The sequence below is a fragment of the Blastococcus sp. SYSU DS0753 genome (assembly GCF_054051175.1).
In genome coordinates, this window is record NZ_JBJHAT010000002.1 from 173,122 (window position 1) to 191,033 (window position 17,912).

General features: G+C 75.5%; 15 protein-coding genes. 8 read left to right on the forward strand and 7 right to left on the reverse strand.

The genetic code is table 11. From position 1 onward, the window contains the following. Positions 1-194: 194 nt before the first annotated feature. Positions 195-518, forward strand: coding sequence for a hypothetical protein (locus tag ACI799_RS02785; protein ID WP_456588435.1), 324 nt, complete (start codon positions 195-197; stop codon positions 516-518). 209 nt (positions 519-727) lie between these two features. Continuing rightward, the gene (locus tag ACI799_RS02790; protein WP_456588434.1) at positions 728-1,099 is read left to right on the forward strand and encodes a hypothetical protein; all 372 of its coding nucleotides are present in this window, start codon (positions 728-730) and stop codon (positions 1,097-1,099) included. A 55-nt stretch (positions 1,100-1,154) separates the two neighbouring features. On the opposite strand, the gene ACI799_RS02795 is transcribed toward ACI799_RS02790, so the two are convergent. Then, positions 1,155-4,145, reverse strand: coding sequence for a sacsin N-terminal ATP-binding-like domain-containing protein (locus ACI799_RS02795; RefSeq protein WP_456612399.1), 2,991 nt, complete (start codon positions 4,143-4,145; stop codon positions 1,155-1,157). A gap of 134 nt (positions 4,146-4,279) precedes the next feature. Between ACI799_RS02795 and ACI799_RS02800 the strand changes: the two genes are divergently transcribed. Beyond that, complete coding sequence (locus ACI799_RS02800) at positions 4,280-4,711, forward strand: ATP-binding protein (protein ID WP_456588432.1); 432 nt, start codon at positions 4,280-4,282, stop codon at positions 4,709-4,711. Positions 4,712-4,717: 6 nt separating this feature from the next. Here ACI799_RS02800 and ACI799_RS02805 read toward each other — a convergent pair whose 3' ends face one another. Beyond that, positions 4,718-5,251 carry a hypothetical protein gene (locus ACI799_RS02805; protein ID WP_456588431.1) on the reverse strand — a complete coding sequence of 178 codons (534 nt, stop codon included), beginning with the start codon at positions 5,249-5,251 and terminating at the stop codon, positions 4,718-4,720. Positions 5,252-5,358: 107 nt separating this feature from the next. On the opposite strand from ACI799_RS02805, the gene ACI799_RS02810 reads away from it, so the two are divergent. The 4 genes from ACI799_RS02810 to ACI799_RS02825 all read left to right on the forward strand — a co-directional run bounded on the left by ACI799_RS02810 (position 5,359) and on the right by ACI799_RS02825 (position 11,055). Then, entirely contained in the window at positions 5,359-6,912 is a 1,554-nt protein-coding gene (locus ACI799_RS02810) for an aldehyde dehydrogenase family protein (protein ID WP_456598718.1), read from the forward strand. Next, entirely contained in the window at positions 6,909-8,540 is a 1,632-nt protein-coding gene (locus tag ACI799_RS02815; protein WP_456612400.1) for a GMC family oxidoreductase, read from the forward strand. The genes ACI799_RS02810 and ACI799_RS02815 overlap by 4 nt, the downstream gene beginning before the upstream one ends. 296 nt (positions 8,541-8,836) lie before the next feature. Beyond that, positions 8,837-10,408, forward strand: coding sequence for a DEAD/DEAH box helicase (locus ACI799_RS02820; protein WP_456588428.1), 1,572 nt, complete (start codon positions 8,837-8,839; stop codon positions 10,406-10,408). 161 nt (positions 10,409-10,569) lie between these two features. Continuing rightward, the gene (locus tag ACI799_RS02825) at positions 10,570-11,055 is read left to right on the forward strand and encodes a hypothetical protein (RefSeq protein ID WP_456612401.1); all 486 of its coding nucleotides are present in this window, start codon (positions 10,570-10,572) and stop codon (positions 11,053-11,055) included. A 118-nt stretch (positions 11,056-11,173) separates the two neighbouring features. Here ACI799_RS02825 and ACI799_RS02830 read toward each other — a convergent pair whose 3' ends face one another. From ACI799_RS02830 to ACI799_RS02850, 5 genes are all read right to left on the reverse strand, one after another. Then, positions 11,174-12,181 carry a sugar phosphate isomerase/epimerase family protein gene (locus ACI799_RS02830; RefSeq protein ID WP_456612402.1) on the reverse strand — a complete coding sequence of 336 codons (1,008 nt, stop codon included), beginning with the start codon at positions 12,179-12,181 and terminating at the stop codon, positions 11,174-11,176. Then, positions 12,181-13,356, reverse strand: a complete 1,176-nt coding sequence (locus tag ACI799_RS02835) for a Gfo/Idh/MocA family protein (RefSeq protein WP_456596596.1) — start codon at positions 13,354-13,356, stop codon at positions 12,181-12,183. Before ACI799_RS02835 ends, ACI799_RS02830 begins: the two co-directional genes overlap by 1 nt. Before the next feature lie 64 nt (positions 13,357-13,420). Next, entirely contained in the window at positions 13,421-14,443 is a 1,023-nt protein-coding gene (locus tag ACI799_RS02840) for a substrate-binding domain-containing protein (protein ID WP_456612403.1), read from the reverse strand. 111 nt (positions 14,444-14,554) lie between these two features. After that, positions 14,555-15,751: an ABC transporter permease gene (locus ACI799_RS02845; protein WP_456612404.1), complete on the reverse strand. Its 1,197-nt coding sequence runs from the start codon at positions 15,749-15,751 to the stop codon at positions 14,555-14,557. Then, positions 15,748-17,343, reverse strand: a complete 1,596-nt coding sequence (locus ACI799_RS02850; RefSeq protein WP_456596595.1) for a sugar ABC transporter ATP-binding protein — start codon at positions 17,341-17,343, stop codon at positions 15,748-15,750. Before ACI799_RS02850 ends, ACI799_RS02845 begins: the two co-directional genes overlap by 4 nt. 177 nt (positions 17,344-17,520) lie before the next feature. On the opposite strand from ACI799_RS02850, the gene ACI799_RS02855 reads away from it, so the two are divergent. Next, positions 17,521-17,904: a hypothetical protein gene (locus ACI799_RS02855; protein ID WP_456612405.1), complete on the forward strand. Its 384-nt coding sequence runs from the start codon at positions 17,521-17,523 to the stop codon at positions 17,902-17,904. The last annotated feature ends 8 nt before the right edge of the window (positions 17,905-17,912 follow it).

A 17,912-nucleotide genomic window follows, 5' to 3' on the forward strand; every position in this document is an offset into this window, starting at 1 on the left:
GGGGCGGATGCCGGACCAGTGAGCCTGCGGACGCGAACGACACGACGACCAGCACTGGGTTGGCGGCTGCTGCTGAACCGCACCTCCGACCGTAGGCATTGCGGGGTCGGGGCACAAGGGTCGGCACGCCGCCCGGACGCCGACGCGTGCGAGGTGCTCCGCCGCAGGTCCGGCGGGAGGCGGATACTGGGCCGGTGACCGAGCCCCGCCCCTCGTCCCGCCGCCCCTCCCCCCTGCTCGTCGGAGGCTGCGTCGCCGGGGTGGCGGTGGCGGTGGGCGCGTTCGTCGTGCTGGACCTGATCCTCGCGGCCGCGGTGGCGATCGCCGCGCTCACCGCCGTGGCCCTGGCCGTCGCCGCCTCCGGCTGGGAGTCGCACGCGACCTTCGAGCAGCGGGAGCTGGCCCGGGCCCGCCGGCGCAAGGAGAAGTGGGAGCGCAACGCCGACGCCCGAGCGCGCGACCGCGCTCGCTGGGAGGCGCACCAGGCGCGCAAGGCGGCGCGGAACTCCACCCGGTAAATGGTTGGACGGCCGGACGACGACGGCCTAGCGTCCCTCCCCATGCGGTACTCCGTGCGACTGCGCACCTCCTGAGCTGACGCGCCGCGGGCCGGTTCCCCCGCCCGCCGTTCGCGCCCGGTTTCTCCGGGCGCCCGCTCCCCCGCGTCCCCGCCGGGCCTCGTCGCGCTCGCGGGACGCCCCGCACCGCACCGCCACGGAGGCACCCCGTGTCCCGCACCAGCCCCGTCCCCTCCGGTCCCGCCGCTGACGCCCGCGCGGCGCTGCCCGAGAACGAGACCGCCGCGTTCGACCGCCTCGCCCACGCCGTCCTCGCCTCGCCGTCGGCGCCGCTGGGTCCGCTCCTGCGGGCCCAGCTGCCCGGCACGGCCGGCGTCCGCTGGCTGCGCCAGGAAGGGCTCGCGCCCACCACCCGGCCGACGGCGCTGACCGCCGACCGGTGGCTGTCGCTGTTCCGCTGCTGGCAGTCGGTGTCCCCGGCGCCCGGGGCGGCCGGCGCCGGCAACCGGCGAGGCGGCGGCCGGCCGTCTCCCCACGGCCACGCCCCCGGCGCCGCCGCCATCCCCCGCTGGGGTCAGTGAGGCCGCGTCCGGAGGCTCGCCGCGAGCGTGCGCGCGGTGAGAGGGACGGGGTCCTTCACCAGCCGACCGCGTCCTCGGCCGCCAGGTCGAGGGCGCGGTCGGGCAGGGCGAAGGCCTCGGCCAGCGCCTGGCGGAGGTCCCACGCGCCCGACCGCCAGGCGAGCGCCCGCCCCAGCGCACCCGGCGTGCCGTCGACGTGGTCGACGTCGTCGGCCGGCCACCACGGCACCGGACGCCCGTCGACGGTGAGTGGTGCGTGCACCGCCACCGATCCCGTCAGTGCGCCGCTGCCGAGCCGGGCGGCGGCCAGCGCGGCGCCGGGCACCTCGGCCCACGCCGACGAGCGCAGCGGCTCGCTGGTCACCCGCGGCCGGCGCACCAGCTCGCCGGCCAGCGGGAGGTCGAGCAGGTCGGCCACCGGCCCCGGTGCCCCGCCGGCCGGCACGACCGGCAGGTCCACCAGCGGCAGCAGGTGCGGTGCGTCCAGCACCACCGCACGCTCCACCACCCGGTCCGGCGCGATCCGCACCCGGGCCGGCGGCTCGACGTCCCACCCGTCCAGCGCGACGGCCAGCCGCGCGTGGACCGTGCGGAGCACCGCGGGCGCGACCGTGCGCGCGGGGTCGGCCAGCCGGTCGAGCAGGTCGCGGGCGCCGTCGGGATCGACCAGCACGTCGGCCAGCGCGGCGGGCGGGCGCAGCAGCCCCAGCAGCGGCTCCCCGAGGGGAGCGGGGTCGTACAGGCCGGCGAGCTCGGTGCTGTCGGGGTGCGCCAGGCGGTCCGGCCGGTGCCCGTCGAGGACCGGGTGGGTCAGCAGCCACCAGCGCAGGTAGCCCGGCGCCGGCACGCCACCGACGACGACGTCGGCCCACGCCTCGGCGGGGGCCGTGGCGAGCAGCGCGAGCGCCCCCGGCCAGTCGGCCACCAGCTCCAGGTCGCGGACGGCGACCAGCGCGGGCCAGACCGGCGGCTCCTCCCCGGCCAGCCGGTCGAGCACGGCGTCGGCCCAGTCGAGCGCGCCGTCGACGTCGAGCTCGTCGGGGTCGTCCGCGCGCACCAGGGCGAACCGGTCGAGCACGCCGACCGCGCGCAGCGCCGCGGCGTCCGCCGCCGTGGCGAAGGCCGGGTCGAGGACGCCCAGCGCCCCCTCCTCCAGCACGGTGGCCAGCGGCGAGCCCGGCAGCAGCAGCTCCCCCGCCGGCGCGTACCCGCCGGCGGCGTCGGGCAGCGCCAGCTCGGCCAGCCACGGCGCACCGGCGACCTCCGGGGCGGCGGCGACCAGGGCCAGCACCGCGTCGGCCAGCTCCTCGGGGTCGGGCGCGCCGGCGACGTCCTCCTCGGCCGCGTCGAGCGAGCCCGCCACCGCCGCCCGCACCGCCGGATCGGTGAGCACCGCCTCCGCCGTGGCCGGACGCGCGCCCAGCCGCTCCAGCAGCCGGCGCGCGGGCCGGGGGCCCGCCGCCGCCGGGTCGGCGAGGCGCAGCGGAAGGGCAGCCAGCCGCTCCACCGGCAGGCCGGGTTCGGGCAGCAGCACCCCGGCCGGGCCGTGCGCGGTCCGCCCGTCGGCCAGCGGCACCGGCAGCGCCGCCAGCTCCTCCCGGTCGGCGTCGGCGAAGGCCGCGTACAGCTCGGCCCACCAGCCGGCCGGGCGGGCCACCTGCCGCACCGCCTCGACGACGTCGGCGAGCCCGGACCGGCGGATCCCGAGCGCCGCGAGCACCGGCCCGTCGGCGCGCCGCGACCAGCCCGCCGGCAGCAGCCCGGGCAGCACCCCGGTCACCGCGGCGACCTGCTCGGCGGTGGCGCCGTCCAGCACGACCGCGCGGGCGGGCGGCTGCCGCTCCCCCGCCTCGCCGGCCACCGGCAACCACGCGGTCGCGCGCAGCCGCTCCAGCGCCGCACCGGTGAGCGCGGCCTCGAGGGCGGCGCCGGCCAGCCCCGGCCGGGGCAGGACCATCAGCAGCTCCGGGTGAGCGGGCAGGCGGGCGACCAGGTCGGCGAGCGCCTGCGCCGACTCGGCCACGAGCAGGTCGGTCACCGGACCCGGGAGCACGTGCCGCCGGTCGGGCCCCAGGGGGAACGGCGCGATCAGCCGCAGCGGCAGCGGCAGCGGCTCGTCGGTGGGCGTCGGGGCGTGCACCACCTGCCGGCCGGGCAGGGGCCGCGGTCGCCCGGCGTCGTCCAGCGGGACCGCCCAGGCGACCGTCCAGGCCCGGCGCTCGCGCTCCTCGACCGGTCGACCGGCGAGCAGCTGCGGCGGCAGCTCACCCGACCGCTCGGCGACGGCCCACCGCGTCGGCACGCCGTCCTCGGTCATCCGCACCTCCGGCGCGCTCCCCTCCCGGGTCAGCACGCGGCGGGCGCCGTCGACCACCACCTCCACCACCGCCAGGCCGGGCAGCGCCAGCAGCAGCTCGGCCGGGAGCGCCCGGAGCGCCGCGACGACGCCGTCCCGCGCGCCCGGGAGCAGGGGCAGCACGACCTCGGTGTCGAACCCCTCCGGGAGCGCACCGGCGGCCGGCCAGGGCAGCCGGAGCACCGGCACCGCGCCGTCCCGGCGGGCCAGCTCGGCGGCCAGCTCCGGCAGCGCCGCCACCTCCGCCCGCGTACGCCCGGCGCTGAACCGGACGCCCCCGGTGCGGGAGAGCACCGCCGGCTCGTCGCTCACGGCCAGCACCGCGGCGAACCCCACGCCGAACCGGCCGACGGCGGCGGGGGCGTCCCGCTTCGCCGAGGCACGCAGCGTGGCCAGGCCCACGACCCCGCCGGCGTCCAGGGGCGCCCCCGTGTTGGCGGCCCGCAGCTCGTCGCCGGCCAGCAGCAGGCGCAGCCGCCCCGGCACGCCGGCCCGCAGCGCGGCGTCCGCGGCGTTCTGCGCCAGCTCCACGAGCAGCCGGTCGCGGTAGCCACCCCGGACGAGGTCCTCCTCGGCGTTGGCGTCCTCGCGGAACCGGGCCGGCGAGTCGGCCCAGGCCGCGAGCACCCGGCGCCGCAGCCCGGCCGTGCCGAACGGGTCGCGGGGGTCCCCGGGGGTGCTGGCGGCCATGCGCACGGACCCTAGAGCCGCCCGGTCACCCCCGGGTCACCTCTTCGGGGTGGGACGAGGATTCGACCCGCGCCGGAACGGGCAGGGTGGCGCCACGACCGGTCAGCGGAGCCGGCACGAGGAGGCGGTGACGGGTGGCGCTCTGGGAGTCCGCGCGCCCCCCGGACCGGTTCGCCGAGGTGTGGTGCCAGGAGCTCTCCTCGCTCGGTGAGCTGGCCGCGCTGCGCGCCCGGCTGCGGACCGCCACGACCGGCAGCCCCACCGTCGCCCACCCCGAGCGCGACCACTGGTCCGAGCGGCTGGTGCTCATCGCCGACGAGCTCACCTCCAACGCCCTCCGGCACGGGGGCGCCCCGGTCGCGGCGGTCCTCGGCCGCGACGGCGACCGGTGGCTGATCGCCGTCCGCGACTCCGCCGCCGACGTCCCGCCGGCCCCGGCCCAGGGCCGCGACCCCGGGCTCGGCGGCTTCGGGCTCTACCTGGTGGCCGACCTCTCGCTGGCCCACGGCTGGTTCGCCGAGCCCGGCGCCAAGACCGCCTGGGCCGTGGTGGACGGTGGCGGCTGAACCGGGTCAGCCGCCGCCCTCGGTGCAGTCTCCGCCGGAGTAGCAGACCGGGCGGTCGTACGGCGGCTCGGGGACGTCGTCCTCCCGGCCGTCCAGATCAGTGGTCAGCGCATCCACCGGCGAGTTGTCGTCCCCGAGGACCTCGATACGGGGCGGGCACCGGACGGGTTCGGTGCGCACCGTCCCGCGGTCGTCCCCGCCCTCGCCGACGGTGATCAGCACCTCCAGGCAGGTGCCCAGCGACGCGGTGGTCGTCTGAGGCTTCCACCCCTCCGTCTCCGACACCGTGACGCCGACGCCGACCAGCAGCCGGATCTCGTCCCCGTCGGCCGAGGACGCCAGCGCCTCGCCGTAGGGGTCCAGCGACTCGAGTGCGGCGCGGCCGGTGGACAGGGGGTCGCGCGCGCGATCATCGAGGTAGTGCTCGTGCACCGACCCGACGCGCTCCTGCAACCGATCGTGCGCCTGCTCCTCGAGGCTCCGCGCGCACCCGCTCAGCAGGAGGGCCCCCGCCAGCACCCACGCCGCCCTCCGCACCACCTCGTGAGGATGCCATGCGCGGAACCGCGATGTCTCGGATCGGTGGCTCTCCCCGACCGGGCGAACCCCGGCGCGGATGTCTGTGACTCGCGGGTAACGTGCGTCACATGTCGCTCGCCGAGCAGATGGACACGGTCACCGGCTCCACCGCGGGAACGGTCGGCCGGCACGCCACCACCGAGACGTTCGAGTCGACGGCGCCGGCCACCGGCGAGGTCGTCGGCGTCTTCCCCGTGCACGACGAGGCCGCCGTCGGCGCGACCGTCGCGCGGGCCCGCACCGCCGCGCAGCAGTGGGCGGCGCTGGGCTTCGACGGCCGCAAGGAGCGGCTCTCGGCCTACCGCGGCTACCTGGCCCGGCGCATGCACGAGCTGGCCGACCTGGTGCACCGGGAGAACGGCAAGCCGCATGCCGACGCGATCCTCGAGATCACCCTCGCCGTCGACCACCTCGCCTGGGCCGCCGGGCACGCGCGCAAGACCCTGGGCCCGCGCAAGGTCAACCCCGGCCTGCTGGCCGCGAACCACGCCGCCTACCTGGAGTACCAGCCGCTGGGCGTCGTCGGCGTCATCGGCCCGTGGAACTACCCGGTGTTCACGCCGATGGGCTCGATCGCCTACGCGCTGGCCGCCGGCAACGCCGTCGTCTTCAAGCCCTCCGAGTACACGCCGGCCGTCGGCGCCTGGCTGGCCGCCGCCTGGCGGGCGGCCGTCCCCGACTGCGCCGACGCCTTCCAGGTCGTCACCGGCTTCGGGTCCACCGGCGCCGCGCTGTGCCGGGTGCCCGTCGACAAGCTCGCCTTCACCGGCTCCGCGGCGACCGGCAGGAAGGTCATGGCCGCCTGCGCCGAGACCCTCACCCCGGTGCTCATGGAGCTCGGCGGCAAGGACGCGATGATCGTCGACGACGACGCCGACGTGGCCGCCGCCGCGGACGCGGCCGTCTGGGGCGCGATGAGCAACGGGGGCCAGACCTGCATCGGCATCGAGCGGGTGTACGCAACCGAGGCGGTCTACGACCGCTTCGTGGACGCGGTCACCGCCCAGGTGCGCACCCTGCGACCGGGTGCCGACGGCGGGGCGACCTACGGCCCGATGACCATGCCCGGGCAGATCGACGTGGTCCGCTCGCACGTCGCCGACGCCGAGTCCGCCGGCGCCCGGGTGGTCACCGGTGGCACCGACGCCGAGGCGTTCCCGGCCCAGGGCTACGTGGCGCCCACCGTGCTGCTCGACGTCCCCGAGGACTCGGCGGCGATCCGCGAGGAGACCTTCGGCCCCACGCTCACCATCACGAAGGTGCGCGACGCCGAGGAGGCCCTGCAGCGCGCCAACGACACGACCTACGGCCTGGCCGGGGCGGTCTTCTCGGCCTCCAAGGACAAGGCGATGGACCTCGCCCGCCGGATGCGCAGCGGCATGACGTCGATCAACTCGGTGCTCACCTTCGCCTCGGTCCCCGCCCTGCCCTTCGGCGGCGTGGGCGACTCCGGTTTCGGCCGCATCCACGGCGAGGACGGGCTCAAGGAGTTCACCCGCGCCAAGGCCATCACCCGCCAGCGCGTGCCGCTGCCGGTCAACCTGATGAGCTTCGGCCGGCCCGCGAACGCCGCCGACGCGCTCGCCCGGGTCATGGGCATGCTGCACGGACGACACCGGTGAGCACGGCGGACGTGGCGGAGTTCGACGTCGTCGTCGTCGGCGCGGGCTCGGCCGGCAGCGCGGTCGCCGGGCGGCTGAGCGAGGACCCGTCGCTGCGGGTGCTCGTGCTGGAGGCCGGCGGCCCCGACGACGTCCTCGAGGTCAAGATCCCCGCCGGGCTGTACAAGGTCTGGCGCACCCGGCACGACTGGAACTACACGACGGACGAGCAGCCCGGCTTGGGCGGCCGGAGGCTCTTCTGGCCGCGCGGCAAGCTGCTCGGCGGCTCGTCGTCGATCAACGCGATGATCTACATCCGCGGCGCCCGGGCCGATTACGACGAGTGGGCCGAGCTGACCGGCGACCCGTCGTGGTCCTACGAGCAGGTGCTGCCGCTGTTCCGGCGGATGGAGGACAACGCCCGCGGGGCCGACGAGTGGCACGGCGTCGGCGGCCCGCTGCGGGTCGAGGACCTGCGCTCGCCGCACCCGTGGACCACGGCGGTCGTCGAGTCGGCGGTGGCCAGCGGCTACCCGCGCAACCCGGACTTCAACGGCGCCACGCAGGAGGGCGTCGGCCCGTTCCAGGTGACGCAGCGCCGCGGCCGCCGCTGGTCGGCTGCCGACGCCTACCTGCACCCCGCCGCCGGCCGGCCGAACCTGACCGTGCGCACCGGGGCGCTGACCACCCGGGTGCTGGTCGAGAACGGGCGGGCCACCGGGGTCGAGTACCGCTGCGGCGGCCGGCTGCACACCGTGCGCGCCACCCGGGAGGTGGTGCTCTCCGGCGGCGCGGTCAACTCCCCGCAGCTGCTGATGCTCTCCGGCATCGGCCCGGCCGATCACCTGCGCGAGGTCGGCGTCGACGTCGTCCACGACCTGCCGGGGGTGGGCGCCGGCCTGCAGGACCACCCGCTGGTGCCGGTCATCTGGACCGTGCGCTCGGGGAGGTCGCTGCGGCTGGCCGAGACGCCGGTCAACCTCGCGAAGTGGAAGGCGGCCGGTCGCGGCCCGCTCACCTCCAACCTCGCCGAGGCAGGGCTGTTCACCCGGTCCCGCCCCGACGTGGCCGAGCCGGACCTGCAGCTGCACTTCCTGCCGGTGAAGTTCTGGAAGCAGGCGGAGGTCGACCCCGACGCCGAGGCCTTCACCGCGGCCGTCGTGCTCGTGCGGGTGCACTCGCGCGGCTCGGTGCGGCTGCGCTCGGCCGACCCGACGTGGGCCCCGGCCATCGACGCCGGCTACCTCACCGACGAGCGCGACCTCGACGCGCTGGTCTCCGGCGTCGAGCGGGCCCGCGAGATCGCCTCGGTCGCCCCGCTGTCCTCGGTGCTGGCCGAGGAGTGGTCGCCCGGCGGCACGGTGCACGGGCGGGAAGCGCTGCGGCAGAAGGTGCGCGACACCCTCGAGTCGCTCTACCACCCGGTGTCCTCCTGCCGGATGGGCACCGACGACGGTTCCGACGACATGGCCGTCGTCGACCCGCAGCTGCGGGTGCGCGGCATCGAGGGCCTGCGGGTGGTCGACGCCTCGGTCATGCCGACGCTGGTGCGCGGCAACACCAACGCGCCGACGATCATGATCGCCGAGCGGGCGGCCGACCTGATCCTCGGCCGCACGCCCGCGGGGCAGCCGGCCGCCGCGCACTGAGCCGGAAGCGCCTCCCGGGAGGTGCCGCGTCCTCACCCGATGTGACCTGACACTCCCTCCCGGTGGGACCACACGGCGGCCGGGTCTGGTTGAGTGGTGTGTACCGGCGCCGCCCTCGCTCATCCGGAGCGGCAGGAATCGACGTCGGGCTGAGGCTGCGCCACCTTGGTGCGCCCGGCTGACCGACGTCTCGCCGACGATGCGAGCCCGCCCTGCCCACGCGCAGGTGCGCCGGCGCTCGCTCGACTGCGGTGGTCGCGCAGCCACTCGAGCGTCGAAGGACTCCATTGACCTCCATGCAGAACACCCCCGCCCCCAGCGAGGGCGGCGCCCGCCGCCGTCGTGGCGGCCGCGGCCGCGGCACCCGCCCGGCCGGCGAGCAGCAGAACCAGAACCGCCCGGCGCCCGCCGCCGCCCCCGCGCCCGTCGTCGTCCCCGTCGGGGCCGACGCGACCGTGCTCCCCACCGACACCACCTTCGCCGCCCTCGGCGTCCCCGCGCCGATGGTGGAGGTGCTCGAGACCAGCGGCATCACCGCGCCGTTCCCCATCCAGGTCGCCACGCTGCCCGACAGCCTGGCCGGGCGCGACGTCCTCGGCCGCGGCCGCACCGGCTCGGGCAAGACCCTCGCCTTCTCCATCCCCCTGGTCGCCCGGCTCGCCGCCTCCGGCACCCGCCGCCAGGCCAAGCGCCCGCGCGCGCTGGTGCTCGTGCCGACCCGTGAGCTGGCCAACCAGGTCTTCGCGGTCGTCGACCCGATGGCCCGGGCGCTGGGCATGTCCGCGACGACGATCTTCGGCGGCGTCGGCCAGAACCCACAGGTGCAGGCGCTGGCCCGCGGGGTCGACATCGTCATCGCCTGCCCCGGCCGGCTCGAGGACCTGATCGGCCAGGGTCACTGCGACCTGGGCGCCATCGAGGTGACCATCCTCGACGAGGCCGACCACATGGCCGACCTGGGTTTCCTGCCCGGCGTCAAGCGCATCATGGACCGCACTCCGAAGGTCGGGCAGCGCATGCTCTTCAGCGCCACGCTGGACAACGGCGTCGACGTGCTGGTCAAGCGCTACCTCGACAACCCGACGACCCACTCGGTCGACCCCGCGGTGGCGCCGGTCAGCACGATGACCCACCACGTCTTCCACGTGCAGAGCGCGGACAAGGCCGAGGTCGTGCGGCAGCTGGCGTCGGGGCTGGGTCGCAGCGTGCTGTTCACGCGGACCAAGCACCAGGCCAAGAAGCTGGCCAAGCAGCTCACCGCGGCGGGCATCCCGTCCGTCGACCTGCACGGCAACCTCAGCCAGAACGCCCGTGAGCGCAACCTCGAGGCGTTCAGCAACGGCTCCAGCCGGGTGCTGTGCGCGACCGACATCGCCGCCCGGGGCATCCACGTCGACGACGTCGCGCTGGTCGTCCACGTCGACCCGCCGACCGAGCACAAGGCCTACCTGCACCGGTCGGGCCGCACCGCCCGGGCCGGCGCCGGCGGCACCGTCGTCACGATCACGACCCCCGACATGGTGGGCGAGGTGCGCACCCTGACCCGTCAGGCCGGGATCTCCCCGATCGTCAGCCAGGTCCGCCCCGGGGCCGAGCAGATCGCCGAGCTCGCCGGCCCGGCGGCGCCCTACGTCGAGCCGGCCCCGGCCCCGGAGCCGCAGCCGCAGGGCTCCGGTGGCGGCCGTCGCCGTCGCGGCGGCTCGGGTTCCGGCTCGGGCTCGGCCAAGCCCGCAGCGGCCTCCGGCCGCGGTGGTGCGGGGGGCTCCGGTCGCGCGAGCGGCCCGGCCCGCACCCGCGCCGAGCTGGCCGCGCGGGCCGGGACGACCTCGGCCGCCTCGTTCAGCTCGCGGTCCCGCCGAGGTCGCTGACCGCGCCGCGGCGGCGCCGACACCGGTGCCGCCGCGGGCGAGGGGTCGACGGTTGGTCCGCGCATCGCTGGGCACTGGACTGCACGTCGGATCCGACGCTCATCCGGCGCGGGCCGGGCGACGGCGTCCGCGCCGGGGGCACCGCACCCGGAGGAGGCACCGTGCCCCGATCGCCCCGTCCCCCGTCCCACCGACGCCGGGTCACGGCGGCCGCCTTCGCCGTCGGGCTGGGCCTGCTCACCGGCTGCGGGGGGAACGGCTCCACGGAGGACGCCGTGCCGACCGAGACGGCGCCGGGGCTGCCCACCCAGCCCGGTGACTCCGGGCGTGGCGGCTCGCCGTCGGCGACCTCGACCGGCGTGGAGACCGACGTCCGCACCGAGACGGTGCGACTGGAGGACGGCGGCCTCATCATGCCCACCGAGCTGGCGGCGGGACCCTACGAGATCGAGGTCGTCAACGAGGGCGGCCAGGAGCACGACCTCTCCGTCGATCGCGACGGGGATCAGGTCGCGACCACCGGTGTCATCCGGCCGGGGCTGACCGGCACCCTCACCGTCACCCTGGAGCCCGGCGAGTACGTCTTCTACTCCTCGCAGCGCGACGACCGGGAACGAGGCATCGAGGTCACAGTCCAGGTGGAGTGACCCTGCCGCGGCACCGCTCGTCGCCGCGCCGGAGAACGCCGCCGGGTGGGCCGGCGGGACGTCTCCCGCCGGCCCACCCGGTTCCCTGCACCCCACCGGCGGCCGGACCGCCGGAGCATCAGCCGCCGCTGGCGAAGGCGGCGTCGAAGGCGGCCGCGGGCGGGTCGAAGGCCAGCCGGCGGACGAACTGCAGCGCCTCGGGCGCACCGACGAGCCGGTCCATGCCGGCGTCCTCCCACTCCACCGAGATCGGCCCGGCGTAGCCGATGGTGTTGAGCATGCGGAAGCAGGCCTCCCACGGGACGTCGCCGTGCCCGGTGGAGACGAAGTCCCAGCCGCGCCGCGGGTCGGCCCAGGGCAGGTGCGAGCCCATCCGGCCGTTGCGGCCGTTGCCCACCTGCTTCTTCGCGTCCTTGCAGTCGACGTGGTAGATCCGGTCCTTGAAGTCCCACAGGAAGCCGACCGGGTCCAGGTCCTGCCACACGAAGTGCGACGGGTCCCAGTTCAGCCCGAACGCCTCCCGGTGACCGATCGCCTCCAGCGCGCGCACCGTCGTCCAGTAGTCGTAGGCGATCTCGCTCGGGTGCACCTCGTGCGCGAACCGCACCCCCACCTCGTCGAAGACGTCGAGGATCGGGTTCCACCGGTCGGCGAAGTCGCGGTAGCCGTCCTCGATCATCGACTCGGGGACCGGCGGGAACATCGCCACGGTCTTCCAGATCTTGCTGCCGGTGAACCCGACGACCACGTCGACGCCGAGCTTGGCCGCCGCGCGGGCGGTCAGCTTCATCTCCTCCGCGGCGCGCTGCCGCACCCCCTCGGGGTCGCCGTCGCCCCACACCCGCGGGTGCACCATGCCGCGGTGCCGCTCGTCGATCGGGTCGTCGCAGACGGCCTGGCCGTTGAGGTGGTTGGAGATCGCGAAGACCTGCAGGCCGTGCCGCTTCAGGATGTCGAGGCGTTCGGCCACGTAGGAGTCGTCGTTCGCGGCGCGCTCGACGTCGAGGTGGTCGCCCCAGCAGGCGATCTCCAGGCCGTCGTAGCCCCAGCCGGAGGCCAGCCGGCACATCTCCTCGAAGGGGAGGTCGGCCCACTGGCCGGTGAACAGCGTGACGGGACGGGGCATCAGGAGTTCCTCTCGATCTCGGTCCAGGTGGAGCGGTCCGCCGCGCTGCGCTCGACGGCGTCGAGCACCCGCTGGACCTGCAGGCCGTCGGCGAACGAGGGGGCCGGGTCCTCCCCCGCCCCGATGGCGGTGACCAGGTCGACGACCTGGTGGGTGAAGCCGTGCTCGTAGCCCAGGCCGTGCCCGGCCGGCCACCACGCGGCGACGTAGGGGTGCTCCGGCTCGGTCACGATGATCCGCCGGAAGCCGGCGGTCTCCGCGGGCTCGGTGCCGTCGAAGAACTGCAGGACGTTCATGTCCTCGAAGTCGAAGGCCAGGCTGCCGGCCGAGCCGTTGATCTCGATGCGGATGCCGTTCTTGCGGCCGAGGGCGAACCGGGTCGCCTCGAACACGCCGAGCGCTCCCCCGGCGAACCGGCCGAGGAAGACCGCGGCGTCGTCGACGGTGACCTGCCCCGTCCCCTCCCCGCCGACGCCGGACAACGATCCGGCCGACGCGGGCAGCGGGCGCTCGGTCACGAACGTCTCCAGCGTCGCGCTGACCCCGGTGAGCGTCTGGCCGGTGATGTACTGCGTCAGGTCCACGACGTGCGCCCCGATGTCGCCCAGCGCGCCGGAGCCGGCCTTGTCCTTCTCCAGCCGCCACGACATCGGTGCCGCGGGGTCGGCGATCCAGTCCTGCAGGTACTGCGCGCGGACGTGCCGGATCTGGCCGAGCCGGCCCTCGGCCACGAGCTTGCGGGCCAGCCCGATCGCGGGCACCCGCCGGTAGGTGAAGCCCACCATCGACCGGACGCCGCGGGTCGCGGCCTTCGCCGCCGCCTCGGCCATCGCCTCGGCCTCGGCCACCGTGTTGGCCAGCGGCTTCTCGCAGAGCACGTGCTTGCCGGCCTCGAGCGCGGCGATCGCGATCTCGGCGTGGGTGTTCCCGGGGGTGCAGACGTCGACCAGGTCGACGTCCTCGCGCTCGACGACGCGGTGCCAGTCGGTCTCGGTGCTCGACCAGCCCAGCTTGCCGGCGGCCTCGGCGACCTTGGCGGCGTCCCGCCCGGCCAGCACGGTCAGCTCCGGCCGCAGCGGCAGGTCGAAGAAGTGGGGGGCGGTGCGCCACGCGTGCGTGTGCGCGGCGCCCATGAAGGCGTAGCCGATCAGGCCGACGCCGAGGGTACGGGTCATCTGCTTCTCCCAGCGGGGGTGGAGCAGCGGGGGAACGCGCTCGCTCCCCCGCTGCCCCGTCGGATCAGGACTCGAACGCGCGGTCGATGTACTCGTCGACGTTCTCGGCCGTGACGACCGGCGCGTTGAGCACGATCTCCCGCGGGACCTCGGGCGAGACCAGGTCCGACATCGACTTGCCCTGCGCGATCAGCCGGGCCAGGCGGATGCCGTCGGCGGCCTGGGTGTGCGGGTAGATGACGGTCGCCTGCAGCACCGAGTCCCCGGACTGGATCTCCCGCATCGCGTTCGCCGAGCCGGCGCCGCCGACCATGACGAACTCGTCGCGGCCGGCGTTCTGGATGGCGGCGAGCACGCCGACGCCCTGGTCGTCGTCGTGGTTCCACAGGGCGTCGATCTGGGGTGCCGCCTGCAGCAGGTTGGCCGCGGCCTCCTCGCCGCCCTCGACGGTGAAGTCCGCCGCGACCCGGTTGTCGACGTCGAGGCCGCAGTCGGCCAGCGCGTCGGCGAAACCCTGGCTGCGGTCCTGGGTCAGCGGCAGCGAGTCGATGCCGGCGATCTCGGCGACGACGGCGTCGGGGTTGTCGCCGACCTGCTCGCAGATGTAGGTGCCGGCGGAGACGCCCATGCCGTAGTTGTCGCCGAGGACGGTGGCGCGGGCGGCGAACGGGCTGTTGAACTCGCGGTCGACGTTGATGACCGGGATGCCGGCCTCCATCGCCTGCAGCGCCACCGGCGTCATGGCAGCGCCGTCGAACGGCAGCAGCACGATGGCATCGACACCCTCGTTGATGAAGGTCTCCACCTGGCTGATCTGCGTGCTGACGTCGTTGGTGCCCTCGGCGACCTGCAGGTCGATGTCCTCGTACTCGCCGGCCGCGTCCCGTGCCGCCTCCGTGATGCCGGCCATCCAGCCGTGGTCGGCGGCGGGCGCGGAGAAGCCGATCCGGACGGTCTCGCCGGTCTCGTCGTTGGAGCTGGCCGCGGCGCCGGTGCCGCCACCACCACCGCCGGAGCTCTCCGGCTCGTTGCTGGTGCAGCCGGCGACGAGAACGGAGGCGCCGGCCAGGGCGACCGCGGTGGACATCAGACGACGGTGGGGGCGCTGCCTCGCTGCAGACATGTATCTCTCCTCGGTGTGCCACGTCCGGCGGGTCGCCGGCAGGTTCTGGGGGGTGGGGAAGTCAGTGCATGGGGATCAGGGGGCGGAGCCGGTGCCGGACCGGTCGCCGCCCGGCGCGCCGGGCACGCTCGAGCCGCCGGACACCGCGCCGGCCGGGGTGCCCCCCGCGACCGCGCCGCCGGACGACGACTCGCCCCGGCCGGAGCGCAGGCGGGACAGCCAGCCGGAGCCGCGGCGCCCCTCGGCCAGCCGCGTCTGCAGCAGGACGGCGACCACGATGATCACGCCCTGCGCGACGGCCTGGACCGAGCTGGACAGGTTGTTGAGCGTGAAGATGTTGCCCAGCGTGATGAGGATCAGCACGCCGAGGACGGTGCCGACGATCGTGCCGCGGCCACCGGTGAGCAGGGTGCCGCCGATGACGACGGCGGCGATCACCTGGAGTTCCAGCAGCGTGCCGTGGGTGGAGGTGCCGGTCGTCGTCCGCGCCATGAGCATCACCGCGCCGATGCCGCAGGTGACGCCGGAGAGCACGTAGAGCTTCAAGGTGTGCCACTGCACGCGGATGCCGGCCAGCCGGGCAGCCTCGGCGTTGCCGCCGACGGCGAAGGTGTGCCGGCCGAAGGTCGTGCGGTTGAGCAGGACCCAGCCGGCGACCGAGACGAGCGCCCAGATGATCACCAGCATCGGGATGCCGAGGACGTCGCCGGTGAAGAAGTCGAGGAAGCCCTCGTTCTGCACGATCTGGGTGCGGCGGTTGGCGATGATCTCGGCCAGGCCGCGGGCCGAGACCAGCATGGCGAGGGTGGCGATGAAGGCCACCAGCCGGCCGTAGGCGATGACGATCCCGTTGACCAGCCCCGCGCCGGCGCCGACCGCGATCGCCGTGAACACCATGACGATCCAGTGGAAGTCCTCGGCCATGGCCTGGGTGGCCAGCGTGGTCGCCCACACCGACGACAGCGCGACCAGCGCGCCCACCGAGAGGTCGATGCCACCGCCGATGATCACGAACGTCATGCCGATGCTGACCACGCCGACGACCGCGGCCAGCCGCAGGATGGTCAGCACGTTGTTGATGTCGACGAAGCGTTCCGGCGCGGTGACCGCGCCGACGATGCAGAGCAGGGCCAGCGCGACGACGAGGCCGACCAGCGGCCCCGCCGACCCGGCCATGAAACCGGCGCGCCTGCCGCCGTTCCCCTCGGGCGCGCGGCCCTTCGGCGTCGCGGGCGCGCCCGCTCCCCCGGTCGTCGCGGTGCTGCCGGTCATGCCACGTCCCCTTCGTGCTGCTGTGCGGTGGGCTGCTGCCGGTCGCCGCGCTGGCGCGGGCCTACCGATCCCTCCATGACGAGGTCGAGCACGGCGTGCTCGTCGAGCGCGTCGGCCGGCCGCTCGGCGACGACCGATCCGTCGGAGATCACCAGCACCCGGTCGGCCAGGCCCAGCACCTCGGGGATCTCGCTGGAGACCACGACGACGGCGACCCCGCGGTCGGCCAGCTCGCGGATCAGCGCGTAGATCTCCGAGCGGGCGCCGACGTCGACGCCGCGGGTGGGCTCGTCGAGGAGCAGGACCCGGCAGTCGCGCAGCAGCCAGCGGGCGAGGACGACCTTCTGCTGGTTGCCGCCCGACAGCGTCCGCACCTCCCGGCTGACGTCGCCCGGGCGGACGTCGAGGGCCTGCGCCTGCTCGCGCGCGGCGTCCTTCTCGTTGCTGCCGGAGAGGAACCCGCCGCGGGCGAACCGGGCCAGGCTGGCGATGCTCATGTTGCGGTAGACGGCGTCGCCGAGGAGCAGCGCCTGGCTCTTGCGCTCCTCGGGGGCAAGCCCGACGCCGGCGGCCACCGCGGCGGAGACCCGGCCCGGGCGCAGCCGCTGGCCCGCCACCGAGACGGTGCCGCCGGTCGCCCGGCGCGCGCCGTAGACGGTCTCGAGGATCTCCGAGCGCCCCGAGCCCACCAGCCCGGCGAGGCCGACCACCTCGCCCGGGCGGACGTCGAAGGACACCCCCCGGAACGTGCCGCGCAGGCTCAGGTCGCGCACCGAGAGCAGCGGCTCCGCGGCGGGGACGGCCCGGCGCTCGGGGAAGACGTACTCGATGTCGCGGCCGGTCATCAGCTCGATCACCTGGCGGGTCGTGGTGTCCCGCACCGGCAGCCCGGTGGCCACGGTGCGCCCGTCCTTGAGCACGGTGATCCGGTCGCCCACCTCGCGGATCTCCTCGAGGCGGTGGGAGATGTAGACGACCGCGACGCCGTCGCGGGTCAGGTCCCGGATCACCTCGAACAGGTGCTGGACCTCTTCGTTGTCCAGGACGGCCGACGGCTCGTCCATGACGATCAGCTGCGCGTCCTGGGAGAGCGCCCGGGCGATGCTGACCATCTGCTGCGCGGCGGCGGGCAGCGAGCCGACCTCCGCGGTGGGCCGGATCTCCGGGTGGCCGAGCCGGGCCAGCAGCTTGCCGGCGGCCTCGTTCGCCGGCGCCGGCCGGGCGAGGCCGAACCGCGACCGCTCGCGGCCCAGGAAGATGTTGTCGGCCACGGTGAGGCCGGCCACCAGGTCGAGCTCCTGGTAGATGGTGGCGATGCCGTGCTTCATCGCCACCTGCGGGTTGGTCAGGGAGACCTGCTCGCCGCGCCACTCGATCCGCCCGCCGTCGGGCTGGTGCGCGCCCGCGAGCACCTTGATCAGGGTCGACTTCCCGGCGCCGTTCTGCCCGAGCAGGCAGTGCACCTCCCCGGCCCGCACATCGAGATCGACGCCGTCGAGCGCGCGCACCCCCGGAAACGTCTTGACGATGCCGTGCATCGCCAGGAGCGGCGCACCTCCCGCGCCGTCGTGCCCCACCGGTGCACCGGCCACTGCGCCCACCTCCGGTACTTCTGCTCACCATTGACCATTAGTCCGCTGAGCGAGCAACATATGTGCCGCGTCACAGGGGGTCAAGGTTCCGGGCGCCGGTTACCGAACCGAGACCTCGACGCCGGCCCGGGCGCTCTCCTCGCCTTCCGCGCGAGACGGACCGCTACCGTGCGGCGCGTGATCGTCGTGCCGGCCGCCGTCGCCGTCGCCCTGCTGGCCGGCCTGGCCGTCTTCCAGGCGGCGCTCGTCGCCGGCGCCCCGCTCGGCCACCTCGCCTGGGGCGGGCGCCACCGCGTGCTCCCCCGCCGGCTGCGCATCGGCAGCGCGCTGTCGATCGCGCTGTACGCGCTCTTCGCGCTCACCATCCGGGCGTCCGCCACGCAGCTCACCGTGCCGGGCGCCGCGGGGGGCGTGAACGCCGGGATCTGGGTGCTGACGGCCTACTTCGGACTCGGCGTGGCGGTGAACGCCGCGTCGCACAGCCGGGCGGAGCGCGCCGTGATGACCCCGGTGTGCCTGGTCCTGGCGGCCTGCTGCCTCGTGCTGGCCCTGCAGTCCTGAGGGCGCCG